Origin of the sequence: Pseudomonas sp. 44 R 15 (assembly GCF_900004965.1) — a bacterium.
Taxonomy (GTDB): domain Bacteria; phylum Pseudomonadota; class Gammaproteobacteria; order Pseudomonadales; family Pseudomonadaceae; genus Aquipseudomonas; species Aquipseudomonas orientalis_A.
Genome location: NZ_CVTU01000099.1, coordinates 85,462 through 106,645, shown reverse-complemented (window position 1 = coordinate 106,645; position 21,184 = coordinate 85,462). Strand labels below are relative to the sequence as shown.

19 protein-coding genes are annotated in these 21,184 nt (G+C 60.2%); 12 read left to right on the top strand and 7 right to left on the bottom strand.

Annotation, left to right across the window (positions count from 1 at the left end; genetic code table 11):
* The first annotated feature begins 2 nt into the window (after positions 1 to 2).
* The gene (locus BFP93_RS16690) at positions 3 to 458 is read left to right on the top strand and encodes a YaiI/YqxD family protein (RefSeq protein ID WP_065886995.1); all 456 of its coding nucleotides are present in this window, start codon (positions 3 to 5) and stop codon (positions 456 to 458) included.
* 106 nt (positions 459 to 564) lie between these two features.
* On the opposite strand, the gene elbB is transcribed toward BFP93_RS16690, so the two are convergent.
* Positions 565 to 1,230: an isoprenoid biosynthesis glyoxalase ElbB gene (gene elbB, locus BFP93_RS16685; protein WP_065893914.1), complete on the bottom strand. Its 666-nt coding sequence runs from the start codon at positions 1,228 to 1,230 to the stop codon at positions 565 to 567.
* Positions 1,231 to 1,345: 115 nt separating this feature from the next.
* Here elbB and BFP93_RS16680 point away from each other — a divergent pair, with 115 nt between their 5' ends.
* Complete coding sequence (locus BFP93_RS16680) at positions 1,346 to 2,581, top strand: sterol desaturase family protein (RefSeq protein WP_065893913.1); 1,236 nt, start codon at positions 1,346 to 1,348, stop codon at positions 2,579 to 2,581.
* Here BFP93_RS16680 and BFP93_RS16675 read toward each other — a convergent pair.
* Positions 2,562 to 3,197 carry a DedA family protein gene (locus tag BFP93_RS16675; protein ID WP_065886998.1) on the bottom strand — a complete coding sequence of 212 codons (636 nt, stop codon included), beginning with the start codon at positions 3,195 to 3,197 and terminating at the stop codon, positions 2,562 to 2,564. The two genes, BFP93_RS16680 and BFP93_RS16675, sit on opposite strands and share 20 nt — an antisense overlap.
* 208 nt (positions 3,198 to 3,405) lie before the next feature.
* On the opposite strand from BFP93_RS16675, the gene hemB reads away from it, so the two are divergent.
* Positions 3,406 to 4,419, top strand: a complete 1,014-nt coding sequence (gene hemB, locus BFP93_RS16670) for a porphobilinogen synthase (RefSeq protein ID WP_065886999.1) — start codon at positions 3,406 to 3,408, stop codon at positions 4,417 to 4,419.
* A gap of 17 nt (positions 4,420 to 4,436) precedes the next feature.
* Complete coding sequence (gene ppk1, locus BFP93_RS16665) at positions 4,437 to 6,659, top strand: polyphosphate kinase 1 (RefSeq protein WP_065893912.1); 2,223 nt, start codon at positions 4,437 to 4,439, stop codon at positions 6,657 to 6,659.
* 130 nt (positions 6,660 to 6,789) lie between these two features.
* Here ppk1 and ppx read toward each other — a convergent pair whose 3' ends face one another.
* The gene (gene ppx, locus BFP93_RS16660) at positions 6,790 to 8,292 is read right to left on the bottom strand and encodes an exopolyphosphatase (protein WP_065893911.1); all 1,503 of its coding nucleotides are present in this window, start codon (positions 8,290 to 8,292) and stop codon (positions 6,790 to 6,792) included.
* Positions 8,293 to 8,774: 482 nt separating this feature from the next.
* Here ppx and BFP93_RS16655 point away from each other — a divergent pair, with 482 nt between their 5' ends.
* From BFP93_RS16655 to BFP93_RS16640, 4 genes are all read left to right on the top strand, one after another.
* Positions 8,775 to 9,431, top strand: a complete 657-nt coding sequence (locus BFP93_RS16655; protein ID WP_065893910.1) for a DUF1120 domain-containing protein — start codon at positions 8,775 to 8,777, stop codon at positions 9,429 to 9,431.
* A 131-nt stretch (positions 9,432 to 9,562) separates the two neighbouring features.
* On the top strand, positions 9,563 to 10,252 hold the full coding sequence (locus BFP93_RS16650; RefSeq protein ID WP_083203321.1) for a fimbria/pilus chaperone family protein: 690 nt from the start codon (positions 9,563 to 9,565) through the stop codon (positions 10,250 to 10,252).
* A gap of 7 nt (positions 10,253 to 10,259) precedes the next feature.
* Positions 10,260 to 12,761 (top strand): fimbria/pilus outer membrane usher protein, encoded by a 2,502-nt coding sequence (locus tag BFP93_RS16645; RefSeq protein ID WP_065893908.1) that lies wholly within the window; start codon positions 10,260 to 10,262, stop codon positions 12,759 to 12,761.
* Positions 12,751 to 13,299 (top strand): hypothetical protein, encoded by a 549-nt coding sequence (locus BFP93_RS16640; protein WP_065893907.1) that lies wholly within the window; start codon positions 12,751 to 12,753, stop codon positions 13,297 to 13,299. The genes BFP93_RS16645 and BFP93_RS16640 overlap by 11 nt, the downstream gene beginning before the upstream one ends.
* Here the strand turns inward: BFP93_RS16640 and BFP93_RS16635 are convergent.
* From BFP93_RS16635 to BFP93_RS16620, 4 genes are read right to left on the bottom strand one after another with little or no spacing between them, the layout of a single operon-like run.
* Entirely contained in the window at positions 13,271 to 14,008 is a 738-nt protein-coding gene (locus BFP93_RS16635; protein WP_065887006.1) for an amino acid ABC transporter ATP-binding protein, read from the bottom strand. The genes BFP93_RS16640 and BFP93_RS16635 overlap by 29 nt on opposite strands.
* The gene (locus tag BFP93_RS16630; RefSeq protein ID WP_065893906.1) at positions 13,995 to 14,645 is read right to left on the bottom strand and encodes an amino acid ABC transporter permease; all 651 of its coding nucleotides are present in this window, start codon (positions 14,643 to 14,645) and stop codon (positions 13,995 to 13,997) included. Before BFP93_RS16630 ends, BFP93_RS16635 begins: the two co-directional genes overlap by 14 nt.
* A complete protein-coding gene (locus BFP93_RS16625) occupies positions 14,642 to 15,310 on the bottom strand; it encodes an amino acid ABC transporter permease (protein WP_065887008.1) in 669 nt (222 codons plus the stop codon). Before BFP93_RS16625 ends, BFP93_RS16630 begins: the two co-directional genes overlap by 4 nt.
* Before the next feature lie 14 nt (positions 15,311 to 15,324).
* Complete coding sequence (locus BFP93_RS16620) at positions 15,325 to 16,110, bottom strand: transporter substrate-binding domain-containing protein (RefSeq protein ID WP_065887009.1); 786 nt, start codon at positions 16,108 to 16,110, stop codon at positions 15,325 to 15,327.
* Between the two features lie 255 nt (positions 16,111 to 16,365).
* Here BFP93_RS16620 and BFP93_RS16615 point away from each other — a divergent pair, with 255 nt between their 5' ends.
* The 4 genes from BFP93_RS16615 to BFP93_RS16600 all read left to right on the top strand — a co-directional run bounded on the left by BFP93_RS16615 (position 16,366) and on the right by BFP93_RS16600 (position 21,145).
* Complete coding sequence (locus BFP93_RS16615; protein ID WP_065893905.1) at positions 16,366 to 17,061, top strand: FadR/GntR family transcriptional regulator; 696 nt, start codon at positions 16,366 to 16,368, stop codon at positions 17,059 to 17,061.
* Positions 17,062 to 17,181: 120 nt separating this feature from the next.
* On the top strand, positions 17,182 to 17,511 hold the full coding sequence (gene trxA / locus BFP93_RS16610) for a thioredoxin TrxA (RefSeq protein ID WP_015886460.1): 330 nt from the start codon (positions 17,182 to 17,184) through the stop codon (positions 17,509 to 17,511).
* 234 nt (positions 17,512 to 17,745) lie between these two features.
* Entirely contained in the window at positions 17,746 to 19,005 is a 1,260-nt protein-coding gene (gene rho / locus BFP93_RS16605) for a transcription termination factor Rho (protein WP_003176825.1), read from the top strand.
* 157 nt (positions 19,006 to 19,162) lie between these two features.
* A complete protein-coding gene (locus BFP93_RS16600; protein ID WP_065893904.1) occupies positions 19,163 to 21,145 on the top strand; it encodes an acyltransferase family protein in 1,983 nt (660 codons plus the stop codon).
* The last annotated feature ends 39 nt before the right edge of the window (positions 21,146 to 21,184 follow it).

The window sequence follows — 21,184 nt, the reverse complement described above, 5'->3', positions numbered from 1 at the left end:
GCATGCGGGTCTGGATCGACGCGGACGCTTGCCCACGGGCGGCCAAGGATCAGGTGGTGAAATTCGCCCTCAAGCGTCAATTCGAGGTGGTGCTGGTGGCGGGGCAGAGTCAGATCAAACCTGGCTTTTCCTGCGTGAAGTTGATCGTGGTGCCCAGCGGCCCTGACGCGGCCGATGATTATCTCGTTGAACACGCTGTGCCTGGCGAACTGGTGATCTGCAGCGACGTGCCGTTGGCTGACCGGCTGGTGAAAAAGGGCGTCACGGCCCTTGACCCACGGGGCAAGGAGTTCAGCCCGGCGAACATGAGCGAGCGCCTGGCGGTGCGTAACCTGTTCACCGATCTGCGTGAGCAAGGCCAGATGGGCGGCGGGCCGCCGCCCCATGGTGAAAAAGACAAGCAAGCGTTTGCCAATGCGCTTGACCGCCTGCTTACCCGTTTAATGAAGCCTTTGTAGGAGCGAGCTCGCTCGCGAAGAACGTCAACGATAACGCGGGCATTCTGGATGGACGCGGCGCTCTTAGATTCTTCGCGAGCAAGCTCGCTCCTACAGGAAGAGGGCGTCAGTCGTTTTCGTGGGTCAGTTCCAGCACCCGGTCTACCAGCTTGTTGATGCCCGACGCGACTTCACTGATGTTCTTGCCCAGCATATAGGCCGGCGTACTCACCAACTTGCGCGCGGTGTCCTCGACAATATCTTCCACTGTGCATTCCTGATGGGTGGCGCCCATTTTGTCCAGGGCGGCTGCGGTGTCGGCATCGTTGCCGATGGTGCAGGTCACGCCGGGGCCGTAGATTTTCGCGGCCAGGGCAGGGGAAATGCAGATCAGCCCCACAGGTTTGCCGGCTTCGGCAAAGGCTTCGGCCAATTCCAGGACTTGCGGGTTGACGCTGCAGCCGGCGCCTTGCACGGCAAAATCCGACAGGTTCTTCGCCGCGCCGAACCCGCCCGGCACGATCAGCGCATCGAAGTCAGCAGCGTTGGCCTCACGGATATCCTTGACCGCGCCTCGGGCGATGCGCGCTGACTCCACCAATACATTACGCGATTCGGGCATTTCTTCGCCGGTGAGGTGGTTGATCACATGCAATTGCGCAATATCCGGCGCAAAACATTCAACGTGAGCACCGCGCTGGTCCAGGCGCAGCAGGGTGATCACGCTTTCCTGGATCTCTGCACCGTCGTATACGCCACAGCCGGAAAGGATCACTGCAATCTTTTTGCTCATGGGCATTTCTCCTGATTCATGGCGTTAAATGTCTACTAATTTGTAACCTGTTGCCAATGGGAACTCACGCCACTGCACCTAATCTTGCTGTAACAAAAAAAGACCGGACTAGCCCATGGACTTCGTGCCTTACGCGGTACCGTTTTTCATTGCGTTGATCGTGGTTGAGCTGCTGGCCGACCGCTGGCGCGGTGCGCGCAACTATCGAGTGGCGGATGCCATCAACAGCCTCAGCACCGGGGTGCTGTCCACCACAACCGGGTTGCTGACCAAAGGTGTGGGCCTTTTGACTTACGCGTTCGCCCTCAAGCACCTGGCGCTGATCGAGTTGTCGGCCCGGAGTGCCTGGACCTGGGTGTTCGCATTCGTGTTCTACGACTTCTGCTATTACTGGCTGCATCGCATGGGCCATGAGCGCAATATCCTCTGGGCTGCGCACTCCGTGCACCACCAGAGCGAGGACTACAACCTCACCACCGCGCTGCGCCAGACCAGCACCGGCTTCTTGCTGAGCTGGATCTTCTACCTGCCCCTGGCCGTGCTCGGTGTGCCGTTGGTGGTGTTCATCAGCGTGGCTTCGCTCAACCTGCTGTATCAATTCTGGGTCCATACACGTCACGTTCCCAAGCTCGGCTGGTTCGAATGGTTCTTCGTCACCCCGTCCAATCATCGGGCCCACCACGCACAGAACGCTCTCTACATGGATCGCAACTATGGCGGGGTGTTCATTTTTTGGGATCGGCTGTTCGGCACGTTCCAGGAGGAAGATGACAACGAGCCGGTGATCTTCGGTGTAACCACGCCCCTGGCCAGCTGGAACCCGCTGTGGGCAAACCTGCAGTTTTATGCGCAGCTGTGGAACGATGCCCGCCGTACTGAAAGCCACTGGGACAAGTTGCGCATCTGGTTTATGCGCACCGGCTGGCGCCCCGCAGACGTCAAAGCCAAGTATCCGCTGGCCAAGCCGGACCTGGCCCGGTTCCGCAAATTCGAGGTGCCGCTGGACAGACGCCAACAGGTTTATGTCGCGTTGCAATTCGCAGTTTACGTGGGGTTTGGCAGCTATCTGATGAATATCGGCGAAGGTCTGCCCACGGAGGCGCTGGTCCTGGGCTGGGGAGCGATGGCGTTGGGGCTGTTCACGTTGGGGGTCGCGTTGGAGAATCGCCCGTGGTCGCTGAAGGCCGAGTGGGTGCGCCTGGGGCTGAATGTGCCCTTGGCAGGGCTGGCCCCGTGGGTCGGCCTGTGGCCCGCCGGCAACCTGGGCTGGCTGGGCCTGGCGAGCTACAGCGTGCTCAGCGTGATCGGCCTCTACTGCTGCAGGGGCCGGCTTACGCGTCTGGCGTCTTAGGCGTTTCGACCGGCGCGGGTTCGGCAGCGCGCCGAGCCTTGGCCTCGGCGCATGCCTCGCGGGCGATGCGGGCATTCTTGAAGCGGCGTCGCAGCCACAGGCCAAAACCCAGCACCAGCAAGGCGCCCAGCACCCACAGCTCGTATTTCTTGACGCTGCCGAGCATGCCTTCGAGCACTGCGCCGAAGTGGTAGGCCGCAGCCCCCAGCGCTGCCGCCCATATCGCTGCACCAATACCGTTAAGGATCAGATAGCGCAGGGGCGGGTAGCCGGACAGGCCAATCGCCACGGGCATGACCGTGCGCAAACCGTAGACGAAGCGAAAGCTCAGTACCCAGATATCCGGATGCTTGCGGATATGCTCCAGCGCCTTGTCGCCCATCAATTGCCAGCGCGGTTTGCGCGCCAGCAACTTGCGGCCGTGCTTGCGCCCCATGTAGTACCAAAGCTGGTCGCCGGCGTAGCTGCCGAAGAAGGCAACGACCACCACCAGGTTGATATCCATGTATCCACGAAACGCCAGGAAGCCTGCGAGTACGAGGATGGTCTCGCCTTCGAAGAACGTGCCGAGGAAGAGGGCAAAGTAGCCGAAGTCATGCAGAAATTGTTGAAGCATGGTCTAGGGTGCTGGCGAAATGAACGCGCAGCCTACGCCTTCACGAAGATTCATGAAAGTATCGAGATGTGTCACGAAGTGAACAATTCCTATGTCAGTGCAGAATGTGACTACAGGTCGCATCGATAAGCACAACTGTCATTCGTTCGTCATAATGGCCGCTTATAACTGCACCGCTCGCCCGTAAACGCGGGCTCAGGAGTCTGTCGTGAGCTTTACCCCCGCCAATCGGCTGTTCCCCGCCACGCGTCTGCGTCGTAACCGTCGTGATGATTTTTCGCGCCGTCTGGTACGTGAAAATGTACTGACGACGAATGATCTGATCCTGCCGGTATTCGTGCTGGACGGTGAAAATCGCCGGGAAGCGGTGGCTTCGATGCCAGGGGTGGAGCGCTTGAGCATCGATCTGCTGCTTGAAGAAGCCGCGCATTGGGTGGCGCTGGGCATTCCGGCGCTGGCGCTGTTCCCGGTAACGCCTGCGGAACTCAAGTCACTTGACGCGGCCGAAGCCTGGAACCCGCAGGGCATCGCCCAGCGCGCCACCCGCGCCCTGCGCGAGCGTTTCCCGCAGCTTGGGGTGATCACCGACGTGGCCCTCGATCCATTCACCACCCATGGGCAGGATGGCATCCTCGATCCGTCAGGCTACGTCGAGAACGACATCACCGTCGATGCGCTGGTCAAGCAGGCCTTGTCTCACGCGGCGGCCGGTGCCCAGGTGGTGGCGCCGTCGGACATGATGGACGGTCGCATCCAGGCGATTCGCGAAGCGCTTGAGCTGGCCGGACATGTCAACGTGCGGATCATGGCCTACTCGGCCAAGTATGCCAGCGCCTATTACGGCCCCTTCCGCGAGGCAGTGGGCTCGGCCCTGAACCTGGGCAAGGCCGACAAGGCTTCGTACCAGATGGACCCGGCCAACAGCCAGGAAGCCCTGCACGAAGTGGCGGCCGACCTGGCTGAAGGCGCCGATATGGTCATGGTCAAGCCAGGGATGCCTTACCTGGACATCCTTTGCCGGGTCAAAGAGGAATTCAAAGTGCCGACCTTTGTCTATCAGGTCAGCGGTGAATACGCCATGCACATGGCCGCAATCCAGAATGGTTGGTTGAGTGAAGGGGTGATCCTCGAATCCCTGACAGCCTTTAAACGTGCCGGCGCTGATGGCATTCTGACCTACTTCGCCGCCCGCGCTGCCCAATTGCTTAGAGAGCAACAATAGCCCTCACAGGAACACTCATGAATACCGAAGGACTTACAGAAGTTGCCGTAAAAGACGCTCATCCGGTGGTTGAACAAGTCGCCGAGACCCCGCCGGAGCTGGAGCCGGCCCCGCCTGCGGTGGTTGCCGAAGCGCCGGCGCCGGCGCCGGTTGCCGTGGTCACCAACCTGGATGACAGCAGCCTGTACATCCACCGCGAGCTGTCACAACTGCAATTCAACATCCGCGTGCTGGAACAGGCGCTGGATGAGTCCTATCCGTTGCTGGAACGGCTCAAATTCCTGCTGATTTTCTCGAGCAACCTGGACGAATTCTTCGAAATCCGGGTCGCCGGCCTCAAGAAGCAGATTACCTTCGCCCGTGAGCAAGCCGGGGCCGACGGTCTGCAACCGCACCAGGCCCTGGCGCGCATCAGTGAACTGGTGCACGGCCATGTGGACCGCCAATACGCGATCCTCAACGACATCCTGCTGCCGGAACTGGAAAAACATCAGGTTCGCTTCATCCGTCGCCGTCACTGGACCACCAAGATCAAGACCTGGGTGCGCCGTTACTTCCGTGACGAGATCTCACCGATCATCACCCCGATCGGCCTCGACCCGACGCACCCATTCCCGTTGCTGGTGAACAAGAGCCTCAACTTCATCGTCGAGCTGGAAGGCATCGACGCCTTCGGCCGCGACTCGGGCCTGGCGATCATCCCGGCGCCGCGTCTGTTGCCACGCATCATCAAGGTACCCGAAGAAGTGGGGGGCGCTGGGGATAACTATGTATTCCTGTCGTCGATGATCCATGCGCACGCCGATGACCTGTTCCAGGGCATGAAGGTCAAGGGCTGCTACCAGTTCCGCCTGACCCGTAACGCCGACCTGGCGCTGGACTCCGAAGACGTCGAAGACCTGGCGCGTGCCCTGCGCGGCGAGCTGTTTTCGCGGCGCTACGGCGATGCGGTGCGCCTGGAAGTGGCCGACACCTGCCCCAAACACCTGTCGGACTACCTGCTCAAGCAGTTCAACCTGGCCGAATCCGAGTTGTATCAGGTCAATGGCCCGGTCAACCTGACGCGCCTGTTCAGCATCACCGGCCTGGACAGCCATCCGGAGCTGCAATACAAGCCGTTTACGCCGCAAATCCCGAAACTGCTGCAGAACAGCGAGAACATCTTCAGCGTGGTGAGCAAGCAGGACATCCTGCTGCTGCACCCCTTCGAATCGTTCACGCCGGTGGTCGACCTGTTGCGCCAGGCCGCCAAGGACCCTCACGTGCTGGCCGTGCGCCAGACGCTGTACCGCTCAGGCGCCAACTCGGAAATCGTCGATGCGCTGGTGGATGCTGCGCGTAACGGCAAGGAAGTCACCGCAGTGATCGAGCTGCGGGCGCGCTTTGATGAGGAGTCCAACCTGCAACTGGCCAGCCGTCTGCAAGCGGCCGGTGCGGTGGTGATCTACGGCGTGGTCGGCTTCAAGACCCACGCCAAGATGATGCTGATCCTGCGCCGCGAAGCCGGTGAGATCGTGCGTTACGCTCACTTGGGCACCGGCAACTACCACGCCGGCAACGCCAAGCTCTACACCGACTACAGCCTGCTGACCTCCGACGACGCCTTGTGCGAAGACGTCGGCAAGCTGTTCAGCCAGCTCATCGGCATGGGCAAAACCTTGCGCATGAAGAAGCTGCTGCACGCGCCGTTTACCCTGAAGAAGGGCATGCTCGACATGATTGCCCGCGAGACCCAGTTTGCCCTCGACGGCAAGCCGGCGCACATCATCGCCAAATTCAACTCGCTGACCGATCCGAAGATCATCCGCGCGCTGTACAAGGCCAGCCAGTCGGGCGTGCGTATCGACCTGGTGGTACGTGGCATGTGCTGCCTGCGCCCGGGCATTGTCGGCGTCTCGCATAACATCCATGTGCGCTCGATCATCGGCCGCTTCCTGGAGCACACGCGGGTGTTCTACTTCCTGAACGGCGGCGAAGAGCAGATGTTCCTCTCCAGCGCCGACTGGATGGAGCGCAACCTCGACAAGCGTGTGGAGACCTGTTTCCCGGTGGAAGGCAAAAAGCTGATCATGCGCGTCAAGAAGGAGCTGGAAAGCTACCTGACCGACAACACCCATAGCTGGAGTTTGCAGTCGGACGGGCGGTATGTACGCAACACGCCGACCGGCAACCAGAACGCGCGCAGTGCACAGGCGACGCTGCTGGAGAAGCTGGGCAGCCCGATCCTGACGGTGAACTAGAGCCCAGCGCGGTGTGAAAAATGTGGGAGGGGCGGTGCGACGATTCGACTTGCCCCCGATAGCGGTGGGTCAGTCACTTATTTGTAAACTGACCCACTGCCATCGGGGGCAAGCCCCCTCCCACATTTGGTTAGCGCAAGTTCAGGCTGAACCCAACCCGCGTCAGCCACTCCGCTTCCTGGGCGAAGTCCGCCTGGGTCAGCTGGTTTTCGTCCAGCCAGCCTTTGGGGAACATCACTTCCAGGCTGTCGCCGTCGGCGCGCAGTTTCACCTGGGGCATTTCCTGGGTGCCGCGGATGTGGTGGAACAGGATTGCAAAGCGCAACAGCGCGCACAGCCGAATCAGCTTGATGCCGTCCATGCCGAACTCGGCAAACTTGTCCTTGGGAATATTGCGGCGGTGACCGCGCACCAGCAGCGCGAGCATCTGCTGATCTTCCCGTGAGAATCCGGCCAGGTCCGAGTGCTCGATCAGGTAGGCGCCGTGCTTGTGATAGTGGTAGTGGGCGATGTCCAGGCCCACTTCGTGCACCTTGGCGGCCCAGCCCAGCAGTTCGCGCCATACACCGTTTTGCAGGTCCCAGTCGTCGGCCACCTGGTCGAAGGCATGCAGGGCTTTGCGCTCGACGCGCGCCGCTTGCTCCAGGTCGACGTGGTAGCGCTCCATCAGCGAACTGAGGGTGCGCTCACGCACGTCTTCATGATGATGGCGACCGAGCAGGTCATAGAGCACACCTTCGCGCAGGGCGCCGTCACAGTGGTCCATGCGTTGCAGTTCGAGGGCGTCGAAGATGGCTTCAAGAATCGCCAGGCCCGCCGGGAAGATGGTGCGGCGGTCAGGCTTGATGCCGTCGAAGTCGATCTTCTCGGCATCCCCCAGCTTGAACAGCTTGCGCTTGAGCCACGCCAGGCCTTCGGCATTCACCTCGCCAGTGCCATGGCCGCCGGCCTTGAGCGCCAGGCCGATGGCACGGATGGTGCCGGAGGAGCCGATGGCTTCATCCCAGCTCAGGCGGTGCAGGGCGTGTTCGATACTCATGATCTCCAGACGCGCCGCCGTGTAGGCCTGGGCATAGCGCGCCGGGGTGATCTTGCCGTCCTTGAAATAACGCTGCGTGTAGCTGACGCAGCCCATCTGCAGGCTTTCGCGCAGCAGGGGTTCGAAACGCTGGCCGATGATGAATTCGGTGCTGCCGCCGCCAATGTCCGCGACCAGGCGTTTGCCCGGGGTGTCGGCCAGCGTATGGGAAACCCCGAGGTAAATCAGGCGCGCTTCTTCGCGGCCGGAAATAACCTCTACCGGGTGCCCGAGGATTTCCTCGGCGCGATGGATGAATTCATTGCGGTTGCGGGCTTCGCGCAAGGCGTTGGTGCCCACTATTCGTACAGCGCCAGGGGGCATGCCGTTGATCAGTTGCGCAAAGCGCTTGAGGCAGTCGAGCCCACGCTGCATGGATTCTTCATTGAGCTGACGTTCGTCGTTGATCCCGGCAGCCAGTTGCACTTTCTCGCCGAGCCGCTCAAGGATGCGGATTTCACCGTTCTGGGCCTTGGCCACGACCATGTGAAAGCTGTTGGAGCCCAGGTCGATGGCTGCGATCAGGGACAGATTCTTGGCTTGGGATTGCGGCATGGTTTGGGGATCTCGGTCGATAACCCAACCATCGTGCCACGATCGACCGCTGGAGCCAACGCGTTGTGCTTCGGTAATTTTTCTGAAGCTGTCTGCGGGGATATCTTGTGAGATATGTAGGGTGATATCCCATGATAGCTGCTGAGTAGTGACTTAGTTTTGTAGGGGTTTTTAACTCTGGTTGTAGTAATGCCGGATTTTGATTATTCCTACAAAGTGCGTTTGGTTATTCCAGCTATTAATTTGTCTTGGCCTACCTTGAAGTTGTTATTAGGTAGCCTGAAATTTTTACTGTTCTTACAGTGGTCGTAGTTTTATCCGATTCTTTAATGCGGCGCCAAAGCGACACACTGTTATCCGGCAATTGTGCCTTGGTGTTATCTATGTGTCGTTGTGCATGTCCGGGAAGATAAGGTGTTTGGCGATGGAGCCGCCAAGACGACAACAGAAAGCACCTGATAACTTTAAGTGACAGGTCGAATATGAAGAAAATTGTTGGATTGACCCTGGGTCTCGCCTGCATGGCGGCAAACATCGGTGCCCATGCTGCCACCAGCGCCGAACTGATCGTCAGGGGCGTCATCAAGCCCGCTGCCTGCAACCTCAGCATGAGCGGCGGCGGCATTATCAACTACGGCGATATTCCCTCCGGTCAACTGTCCCAGACGGCGTTCAACGCGCTTGGCGAAAAAACCACGCCTATCACCGTCAGCTGTGGCAATACGCCGGCGCAGTTCGGGCTCAAGTTTGTCGACCTGCAAGCCGGCAGCAAGGTAACGGGCATACTCGCGGCACTCGGGGGAGGTTACACCGAGGCGCAGAACTTTGGGTTGGGCACCGTGGCCGGTCGCAAGACCGGTGGTTTTGCCGTGACCCTCAAGGACCTGCGCTCGCCGAGCGCAACGCTGTCTCCGATCATGCGTGTCAGCAGTGGCGCCTGGCAAAACAGCGATGGCAAGGTTGCACAGTCGCCTAGTCAATATTCCTGGCGCAGTGGTTCATCGCCCACGCCTGCCGCGATCTCCCAGTTGACCGGGACGATCACGGTGCGAGCGGTTATCAATAAAGGCCAGGACCTGGACCTGAGCCGCGACGTTACTCTGGATGGGCGCGCAACACTTGAACTGAGTTACATCTAAGCGACATAACGACAGTCGATCAAGAGGCTTGATGTTTCTGATCGACTGTTTTTTATGCGCGGCCGGCGATCAGCAGTCAACTTTAAGGTTGTGGGGAGCACAGTGTGTCCAGTCGTCCAGTATTAAAAAATATGCGCTTATTATTTGCAATGTTGATGCTCTGTGTTGTCGGTGTTGCGGTGGCAGATGGCATGTTGCCCGAAACCACGGTCATTGTGCTGAACGAAGAGCAGGGTGAAGCGACTATAAACATCAAGAATACCGACGCGGCGCCAGCATTACTGCATTCGGTAATAGAAAATGTGCCTGAAGATATGGAACCGCTTTTGATCGTAACGCCGCCTATTGCGCGGGTGGAAGCGGGAGAGACGCAACTGGTCCGTTTTATCAGCACTTTGAAGGCACCTTTGAAGACTCAGCGGTTAAAGCGCGTAACTTTTGAAGGCATCCCCCAGGCGCGTGCTGCGGGCGGTGCGACCATTGGTATCACCCTGCGGCAGAACTTGCCGCTGATCCTGCATCCCCAGGGTCTGCCCGTTCATCACACGCCCTGGGAACTGTTGAAGTGGCGGAGCACAGGGCAACGCTTGTCGGTTCACAACGACAGCGCTTATGTGGTGCGCATGGCACCACAGGTCCGGTTATTGCCACAGGGAACCCTGGCTACGTTGCCACGCACCTACATCCTGCCGGGCGAAGCGCTGGCGGTGAAGGTTGAAGGCCCCCTGCAGGGACTCACCGGCATTGAGATTCAGCCGGCCACGATCTACGGCTTTTCGGTAGAAAACTACCGGGCCCCGATCACTGCCGATGGGGGTTGATCAACCCATGACCAACCTGTCGAATCACCGAACTGGAACATCTTTACGGGCCCGCCGACCCACCCTGCTCGTGGGGGTCGCGACACTCTGGAGTTTGCCTGGCGTTGTCCCGGCGTTGGAGTTGGGCGAGGGCTTTGACCTGGCGGCATTGACCACGCACGGTATTGACCCGAAAGTCTCGGACTACTTTCGCACGGCGGCGCGCTTTCGCGAGGGCACCCAGGTGGTGGGATTGCAAGTCAATGGCAACCCGCTCGGGTTGGTGGACGCGCAGTTCGATGCCAATGGGCAGTTGTGCTTTACCCCGGCGTTGCTGGAAAAAGCCGGGTTGGTAAAGCCTGATGGGGTCGTGCGCAAGGGCGCCACCGCCGACCAGGCGTGCCATGACTTCCTGGGAGCCTTCCCTACCACCATGGTGCGGCTGCGCCCGGGCAACGACGAGGTGTCGCTGGTGGTGCCCACTTCATCATTGCGCGGACCGCAGTGGGAAGCCGGCGATTTTGCCCGGGGCGGGGCGGCGGCGCTGTTCAACTATGACGTGCAAGGTTTCGACAGCCATTCGCGCGGCGGGAACAACCGGTTCGTATCGGCCTACACCGAAGCGGGTTTCAACTTGGGTGATTGGATTGTTCGCAGTCGTCAACTCTATGTCTCCGATAATGGCGTGGCGCACAATGAGCACCTGTATGCCTATGCGCAGCGGGACATCGCCGCATTGCAGTCGACGTTCCAGGCTGGCCAGCTTTCCAGCAACAACCCATTGTTTGGCGGCATCCAACTGTCGGGTGTGCAGTTTTCCCCCGACGGGCAGTCGCGCGTGCCGGCAGGCAGCAATAATGCCGTGGTGGAGGGTTTGGCCCAGAGCCAGTCGCGCATCGAGGTGCGGCAGTCCGGTGTGTTGATCCACAGTACGCTGGTGCCCGAGGGGCCTTTCCGACTGACCGGTTTGCCGTTGCTCAATGGCACGAGCGACCTTGAGGTCAGCGTGATCGACGTGCGCGGAGCCCGACGCAGCTTCGTGGTGCCGGCGGCTTCGTTCGCCGGCGCCGTGCCGGCGGCGCCTGGTTATTATTTTTCCCTGGGCAAGGTACGTGAAGAAACGCAGGGTGAGGGCCCTTCGCCCATTGTCGCAATGGGCAGCGGGACCTGGGCGTTGGGGCGTGACTCATCCGCCGGTTTCGGCTTGTTGAGCAGCGACGAGTACTGGTCGGCAGGTGGCACGTTGAGCAGTGTGTTTTTCCAGCGGGTCTCGGTGGGCGCGCGCCATAAGCTGTCCCGCGACAGCCGTAATGCGGTGTCCGGTTCACGCAGTAGCGTATCCGTGAGCAGCCCGGTCTCCGCTGGCATCGATCTCAATCTCAGCGCCACCAGCCAGACCCGGGGCTATCGCGAGGTGGTCGAGGTCGGCCAGCCCCTCGAGGGCGATGTGCTGGAATCGCGCTTCAAGAATCAATACACGGCGGGCGTGACATGGGTCGACCCCACCCTGGGGGCGTTCTCCCTGAACTATAACCACAACGCTCAATTTGACGGACAATCGAGCGAACATGTATTCGCGTCATGGAACAAGTCGTTCCGTTACGCCGATGTTGCGTTGATTGCCGACTCCCAGGTCGGCAGCACCCAGTCCCGCCGTGACGCTGCGCGGGATCGTAGCCGGCGCGACACCGTGCGCGAGGATGACTTGTCCTTGCGGTTGCAGGTCAGCGTGCCCTTGGGCGTTGATCGTCGCGTGAGCAGCTATGTCAGCCGCCGTGGGGGGCAATCCCGTGCCGGTACGGCGCTCAATGAGCGGGTCAACGAGTATGTGAATTACGAGGTGGGCGTCGAGCGCGACCTCAGTGCGAGGGAGCAATCGGTGCGCGGCCAGGTAGATCTCACGCCGCGTTATACCCGAGTCGGTCTGGGTGCCAGTCGCGACTCATTGGGCACCAGTTATAACGGGCAATTGCAAGGTGGTGTGGTCGCTCACGGAGGTGGGATCACCTTCTCGCCTTACACGGTGCAGGACACCTTCGGTATTGCGTCGGTAGGCGACATTGGTGCTGCCAAAATCGACACCCCGCAAGGCCCCGTATGGACCGACTTCACCGGCCAGGCTGTGCTTCCTGGCTTGCCTGCCTACACCAACAGCCACATCGAAGTGCAAACCCAGTCCTTGCCAAAGCGCGTTGATTTGAAGAACGGCACCCGGGTGCTTGCCGCAGGTCGCGGTTCCGTCAACACGGTGGCATTCGATGTGGTGAAAGTGCGCCGTATGCTGGTCAACGCCACGGATGATCAGGGTCGGCCATTGCCCCAGGGAGCTGCGGTGTTCGGCAAGGGCGATCGTTTTCTGACCAGCGTGGTGGGCGAGGGCACGATCTTTCTCAATGACGTGAACGACTTGCAGGACCTGAAGGTTTTACTGCCGGACTCTGCCAGTTGCCTGCTGAACATTTCACCTGGAGGCCAGCCTGACAATGACAAGTTCTTCGAAACCACTGCGGCGGTGTGCCATGGTCGGTAAGCTCGCAAGCATCGCCGCTGCGCTGTTCTGTACGGTGTTGCTGGCCCAGGAGGCACGGGCCGAAAACTGCCGGTTGTCGTTGAGCCAACCACGTATTGACTACGGTGTCATTCGCAGGGAGGCGTTGGCCGAAAGCGCTACGGTCACGCTCGGTACGCGATCGCTGCAGCTCAACGTGTTGTGTGTCGAGCCATCGGCAATGGCGTTGCGGTTTATCGGTGCCGCCGATGGGCAAACGTTCCGCTTCGGCCAGCAGGGCCGACTGCGGTTGAGCCTCAAGCATGCACAGGTGGATGGGCGTCCCGTCGAATGGGCGATGATGAGCCAGCCTGATGGCGGCGCGGGCGGGCAGTTATTGCCCGGACAGGTCCTGGTGGCCCGTGCCGCAGGGGGACTGGTGACAGGCCAGCGCTTGACGGCCCAGGTCGACATCGACACCGACCTGCCCGCCGACGCCTTGCAAGTACGCAGCCAGACGCTGTTGGAAGGGCAGGGTAGTTTTGAACTGGTCAGCCCGGCTGTTCCACGGAGCCGATGAAGTTTGCGAGCTCGGGCGTTTGCGGGTTGGCAAACACGACCTTGGGGTCGCCCACTTCATGCACCTTGCCCTGGTGCATGAACACCAGCTTGTCACCGACTTCGCGGGCGAAGCGCATTTCGTGGGTCACCATGATCAGCGTCATGCCGTCTTTGGCCAGTTGGCGCACCACACTGAGCACTTCATTGACCAGTTCCGGGTCCAGGGCCGAGGTGATTTCGTCGCACAACAGCACCTTGGGCGACATGGCCAGCGCGCGGGCAATTGCTACACGTTGCTGCTGGCCGCCAGACAGGCGGTCGGGGAAGGCATCGAACTTCTCCCCCAGACCCACGCGTTCCAGCATCTGTTTAGCCAACTGCGCTGCCTTGGCCTTGGGCACTTTCTGCACCACCTGCGGCGCGAGCATGACGTTCTCGCCCACGGTCAAATGTGGAAACAGGTTGAACTGTTGAAACACCATGCCGACCTTCTGCCGCAGGCTGCGCAGGTCGGCGCGGGCGGCGTCGAGGTATTCGCCATCGACTTCGATCACGCCGTCGTTGATCGACTCCAGGCCATTGAGGGTACGCAGCAAGGTGGATTTACCCGAGCCACTGCGGCCGATGATCGCCACCACCTGGCCTTCTTCAACGGTCAGGTCAATGCCCTTGAGCACGTGGTGATCGCCGTAATATTTATGCAGGGCAGAAATTCTAAGCAGAGGCATGCAGTCTCCTTTCCAGGTAGCGCGCACTGAGGGACAAGGGGTAGCAGAGCAGGAAGTAACCGAGGGCCACGAGGCCGTAGACCATGAAAGGTTCGAAGGTGGCGTTGGCGAGCATGCCGCCGGTCTTGGTCAGTTCGGTAAAGCCGATGATCGAGGTCACGGCGGTGCCTTTGACCACCTGCACCGAAAACCCTACGGTCGGCGCCACGGCAATACGCAGGGCCTGGGGCAGGATCACGTAGCGCAGTTGTTCAAGAGGGTTGAGCGCCAGGCTGGCCGACGCCTCCCACTGCCCATGGGCAATGGAGTCAACGCAGCCGCGCCAGATCTCGGCGAGGTAGGCGCTGGTAAACAGGGTCAGGGCAATGGCTGCCGCCAGCCACGGCGAGATATCCACACCGAGCAGGGCAACGCCGAAGAACACCAGAAACAGCTGCATCAGCAGCGGCGTGCCCTGGAACAGCTCGATATAGGTGCGCGCAACGTTGCGCGCGAATGCCTTTTTGCTGATGCGCAGGGTCATCACCAGCAACCCGATCAGGCCCCCGCCGATGAACGCCACCAGCGACAGCAACAGCGTCCATTGCAGGCCGGTGAGCAGGTTGCGCACGATGTCCCAGAAGGAAAAATCACTCATCGACTGTTCCTCATCACATAGCGGCGGCCGATCCAGTTCAGCAACTGGCGAATCATCAACGCCATGCACAGGTACACCAGGGTGGTCAGGGCATAGGTTTCAAAGGCGCGGAAATTGCGCGATTGAATGAAGTTGGCGGCAAAGCTCAGCTCTTCGGTGGCAATCTGCGAACACACCGCCGAGCCGAGCATCACGATGATGATCTGGCTGCTCAGGGCCGGCCACACCTTGCCCAGTGCCGGCAGCAGCACCACATGACGGAACGCTTCGAAACGCGTCATCGCCAGTGCGGCGGCGGCTTCCAGCTGCCCCTTCGGGACGGCCTGGATGCCGGCACGGATGATCTCGGTGGAATAGGCGCCCAGGTTGATCACCATCGCCAGCACTGCGGCTTGCCATTCCGTGATCTTCAGCCCCAGGGAGGGCAGGCCGAAAAAAATGAAGAACAGCTGCACCAGGAACGGCGTGTTGCGGATCAACTCGACATACACCCCGAAAAACCAGGCGAATGGCTGGATCTTCCACGCCCGCACGACGGCGCCGAGCGTGCCCAGGGCCACGCCGAGGATCGCGCCGATGGCCGTCAGCTCAAGGGTGAACAGCGCGCCGCGCAACAGCAGGTCGGTGTTGGCCAGCACCGGCATAAAGTCAAATTGATACGCCATGGATCAACTCCGGCTTAGAGGTCGGCAGGCAAGGGCTCTTTGAGCCATTGCAGCGCGTTCTTTTCAAGGCTGCCGTCGGCCTTGGCCGCGACCAGGATCTGGTTGACCTTCTCCAGCAACGCCGGCTCGTTCTTGTTCACGCCGACGTACACCGGCGAGTCCTTGAGCTTCACTTTCAGCGCCGGTACGCGCTTGGGATTGCGCTCACTGATCGCCACCATCACCACGTTGCCGCTGGCGATCAGGTCGACCTGGCCGGCCAGATAGGCGGCGATGGTCGAGTTGTTGTCTTCAAAGCGCTTGATGGTCGCCTCCTTGGGCGCGACAGCCGTCAGCTCGATGTCCTCGATGGCGCCACGGGTCACGCTGATAGTCTTGCCCTTGAGGTCGTCGGTGCTGCTGACGGCGGCGTCAGGCGGGCCGAATACGGCGAGGTAGAAAGGTGCGTAGGCCCTGGAGAAGTCGATGACTTTTTCGCGCTCGGGGTTCTTGCCCAGGCTCGAGATCACCAGGTCCACCTTGCCGGTGGTGAGGAACGGGATGCGGTTGGTGCTGTTGACCGGGGTCAACTCCAGCTTGACCTTGAGTTGGTCGGCCAACAGCTTGGCGGTGTCGATGTCCAGGCCGCGGGGTTTCATGTCGGGGCCTACCGAACCGAATGGCGGGAAGTCCTGCGGCACAGCAACCTTGAGGGTGCCACGGGCGACGATATCGTCCAGACCGTTGGCCTGGGCGGGTGCCTGGCTCAGCATCAGGCTGGCAAACAGGGCAGTGAGCAGGGCGCTGTAGCGCTTGGTCATGGCAACTCTCCGAGAAGGGCGAAGGAATTTTCTGAGTTTGCTCAGTGCACAGCCCATGCCAGCCCTCTTGGAATCATCTGAAAGGCACGCAGTCGTTGAGATGAGATGGTCTTACTGGTCTGAACAGTCGTTGAGCTTTTCGCACCCTTTTCGAGCGCCGTGAAAAGCGCGCGAGCCCCTTTGGGGCGTGGCTTGCCGGCAGACATGAATAGCTTTACAACTAGTCACTCAATCGACTGCAACCTTGAGTTTTCCATGAATTCCATCGCCCAAGCCGTACCGGAGGCGGCCCTGCAGGCCATCCGTAAACTGATCAAGGAGCAGGGCTTCGGGCCGGGCGATGCATTACCTTCTCAACGTGATCTGGCGCTGCGCCTGGGCGTCAGTCGGGCGTCGTTGCGGGAGGCGTTATCGTCCTTGAGCGCCCTGGGTGTGGTCAGTGTGCAGCCGGGCAAGGGCGTGTTCGTGCAGGTACCGCAGCCGCCGTCCGAACTCGCCTGGCCGTTTGCGACGCAGGCCACGCCGCTGGATATCTTCCAGCTGCGTTACGCCCTTGAAGGGTTCGCAGCCGGTTTGGCGGCGGTCACCTTGACCACCGATGAACTCGACAGCCTCCAGGACAATGTCGAAGCAATGCGCAAGGTGCTTAAGGCCGGTGACTTTGAAAGCGCCGCCCGGCTGGACTTCGAGTTTCATCGGCGCATCCTGCTGGCCAGCGGCAACCAGGCGATGGTGAGTATCCTGAGCGCCAGCGCCGAGGTCTTCCTGGAAAGCCAGAAACTACCGTTCATCCGGCCGGAACGCGCCATGGAAACCTGGCAGGAACATCGCAAGATCCTGCGCGCCCTGGCCCGGCGCACCAGTGCGGCAGCGCAGAAAACCATGCAGGAACATGTACGTAATGCGGCGATGCGCACGGGCATTGCCTTCGTCACACCTGTCTCGCCGTGAGCGGGCGATATTCAAAGTCATGCGCGGCCATAGCAACACTCAATCAGAGGCGGCTTCCTGAACGGGGGAAGGGCGGCTATGATGGGCAACGTTTTTTTTGCTTACAATCCGGAGACATCCATGAGCAACGATCTTATCAAGCACGTCACCGACGCGACCTTTGAGGCCGAAGTACTCAAGGCTGCCGGCCCGGTGCTGGTTGACTACTGGGCTGAATGGTGCGGCCCTTGCAAAATGATCGCTCCGGTCCTGGACGACATTGCAACCACTTACGAAGGCAAGCTGACCATTGCCAAGCTGAACATCGACGACAACCAGGAAACCCCTGCCAAGCACGGCGTGCGTGGTATCCCAACGTTGATGCTGTTCAAGAACGGCAACGTCGAAGCCACTAAAGTGGGCGCGCTGTCGAAGTCCCAGCTGCAAGCTTTCCTCGACGCCAACATCTAAGCGTCGCCAAAAAAGCCCCGAAAATCTCGGGGCTTTTTCGTAAAACAGGGCTAGACGCTCCGAAATTCAGGTGGTACATTCGGCCCCGCACTGGTTTCTCCACTGCCCCCTGCAAGCCGTCGCCGACGCATTCCTTTTCGATTAGTACGCGATCCTGTCGCCTTCTCTGCGGCGCGGCCTCATTAAGCCAAAAGCTTAATTTCCCCCCTCCATAAATGATTACGTCATTCCTATATGAATCTGACTGAACTCAAGCAAAAGCCGATTACCGACCTGCTCCAACTGGCCGAAGAAATGGGCATAGAAAATATGGCCCGTTCGCGCAAGCAGGACGTGATTTTCTCCCTGCTCAAGAAGCACGCGAAAAGCGGCGAGGAAATCTCCGGTGATGGCGTGCTGGAGATTCTCCAGGACGGCTTCGGCTTCCTCCGCTCTGCAGACGCTTCCTATCTCGCCGGCCCAGACGATATCTATGTCTCGCCGAGCCAGATCCGTCGCTTCAACTTGCGCACCGGCGACACCATCGTTGGCAAGATCCGACCGCCGAAGGAAGGCGAGCGTTATTTCGCCCTGCTCAAGGTCGACACGATCAACTTCGATCGTCCGGAAAACGCGAAAAACAAGATTCTCTTCGAGAACCTGACCCCGCTGTTCCCGACCGTGCGCATGAAGATGGAGGCCGGCAACGGTTCCACCGAAGACTTGACCGGTCGTGTGATCGACCTGTGCGCGCCGATCGGCAAGGGCCAGCGTGGCCTGATCGTCGCGCCGCCGAAAGCCGGTAAAACGATCATGCTGCAGAACATTGCAGCGAACATCGCGCGCAACAATCCTGAAGTTCACCTGATCGTACTGTTGATCGATGAGCGTCCGGAAGAAGTGACCGAAATGCAGCGCACTGTGCGTGGCGAAGTGGTTGCCTCGACGTTCGATGAGCCGCCAACCCGTCACGTACAGGTTGCCGAAATGGTCATCGAGAAGGCCAAGCGCCTGGTCGAGCACAAGAAAGACGTGGTGATCCTGCTCGACTCCATCACCCGTCTGGCCCGTGCCTACAACACCGTGATCCCGAGCTCCGGCAAGGTGTTGACCGGTGGTGTCGATGCCCACGCCCTGGAGAAGCCAAAGCGTTTCTTCGGCGCCGCGCGGAACATCGAAGAAGGCGGTTCGCTGACCATTATCGCCACCGCGCTGGTTGAAACCGGCTCGAAGATGGACGAAGTGATCTACGAAGAGTTCAAGGGTACCGGCAACATGGAACTGCCCCTGGACCGTCGTATCGCTGAAAAGCGTGTGTTCCCGGCCATCAACATCAACCGCTCCGGCACGCGCCGCGAAGAGTTGCTGACCGCCGACGACGAACTGCAGCGCATGTGGATCCTGCGCAAGCTGCTGCACCCGATGGACGAAGTGGCCGCTATCGAGTTCCTGATCGACAAGCTGAAAACCACCAAGACCAACGACGAGTTCTTCCTGTCGATGAAACGCAAGTAATACGGCGTTTCAGGTCCGAAAAATGGCGTCCCGCCCGGGGCGCCATTTTTTTTGCGTCGAGATTCATCGTTTTTTATGGCATAAGTGTCCGTTAAGTAACAAAAATTGTATCCGCGACTACGCTCACTCCTTTCGTCACAGACTGACCACAATTCTTATGACCACTCTTGCTTACCGCAGGGACATTGACGGCCTGCGTGCCATCGCTGTCCTCGCAGTCGTGCTGTTTCACTTCGGCGTTCCTGGCCTCACCGGCGGTTTCGTTGGCGTCGATGTCTTCTTCGTCATTTCCGGCTTTTTGATCACGTCCATTATTTGGCGTGAGCGTCAGGCCGGGCGCTTCAGTTTCATCGACTTCTGGGCTCGGCGCGCACGGCGCATCCTGCCGGCGCTGTTCGTAATGATTGCGGCCACACTCGCGGTGGGCTGGTTTCTGTTGGCGCCCAAGGACTACGAAGAGTTGGGGCGGTCTGCGCACTATCAGGTGACCTTTACCTCCAACCTGTTGTTCTCGCGCCAGCATGGCTACTTCGATGCAGCTTCTGACATAAAGCCCCTGCTGCACACCTGGTCGCTGGCGGTAGAAGAGCAGTTCTACATTTTCTTCCCGCTGTTGCTCACGCTGCTTTCAGCTCGCCTGAAGCACTGGCGCCTGGCGCTGTTCGCGGTGCTGCTGGGCTCGTTTGGCATGAGCGTCTGGGCGGTTGAGCACGAGCCGCAAAAAGCCTTCTTCCTGCTGCACCTGCGTGCCTGGGAATTACTGGCCGGTGCGATGCTGGCGGTGATGCCCAAATATCAATGGCGCGCTTCGCCTGCCCTGGCCCAGGGGGTCAGCCTGGCCTCTATGGCACTGATCCTGATCGCGGTATTCGGTTACGACGCGAAAACCCCGTTCCCCGGTCCGGCCGCGCTATTGCCGGTGCTGGGCGTGGTCGGGTTGATCTGGGCCAACGGGCAGCAGCACACCTGGGTCGGGCGCCTGTTGAGTACGCGGCTGATGGTCGGTATCGGGCTGATTTCCTATTCCTGGTACCTGTGGCACTGGCCGGTGTTCGTGTACGCCAGCTATGCCGCGGTGGATGGCTTGAGCGTCCTGGAACTGGCCGGCTTGATGCTGCTCTCGTTGGTGCTGGGCTACCTGTCCTGGCGCTTCGTGGAAACGCCGTTCCGGGAAAAACGCTTGCTGGCCTCGCGTAAGGCAATTCTTGCTTCAGCCGTGGTCGGCATCCTGGGGCTGGGCTTTACTGGCTTGGCGATCCGTGAATTCGACGGTGTGCCGTCGCGCTTGTCTGAGCAGGCGTTGATTTTCGCGAAGGCAAAGAAGTGGAGCCCGGAGTTGATGGCGTGCATGGCTGACAAGGACACGCCCGATGAGCGGTTGTTCTGCCATTTCGGTCCCAAAAGTCAGTCGGTTTCGGCGCTGGTATGGGGCGACAGTCACGCCACCGCGCTGATTCCGGCGCTCAAAGAGGGCGCTGATCGCCATGATATCAGCGTGATTGAAGCCAGCTTTGCCGGCTGCATCCCCTTGGATGGCCTTGAGAACATTGCCCGGTGTGCGCATTTCAACCATCGCGTCGAGAAGGCGATGGCCGAAAAGAAAATCAGCGATGTGGTGTTGGCGGCGCGCTGGAGCCTGTATGTCTACGGGCAAATGTCGGGTGACAAAGAGCATGCGCTCAAAGACCCCAGCACCGGCGAGTACGTGCAGGCTGTGGCTGAGCAACGCTTTGCCCAGGGGATGCGCGAGCGCATTCAGGCGCTGCGCGCTGCGGGGCACAAGGTCTGGCTGGTCAAGGAGGTGCCGCTGCAGGAAATCATCGTGCCTTACCGTCTCAGTCGCCTGGCAATGATGCACCGACCGTTTGACGGCGAAGGTCTCGACGTAGCCAAGCATCTCAAGCGCCAGGCGTTTATCAGTCAGTTGTTCGACGAACTGGCGGCCGCCGACAGCGGCGTCGCGGTGCTGGACCCGGCGCCCTCGCTGTGCGGCACCGATGGCTTGTGCCGGGTCGAGCTCAACGGGCGTGCGCTGTACACCGACGATAACCACCTGTCTGAAGTGGGCGCGCGGCATATCGAGGCCTTTATGGAACCGCTGTTCAGTTCGCTGCAGTCACGGGGGCTGACGGCCAATTAAGCTGCCAGCCGCCTCGAGAGCAGGTAGGATGTACGCCTA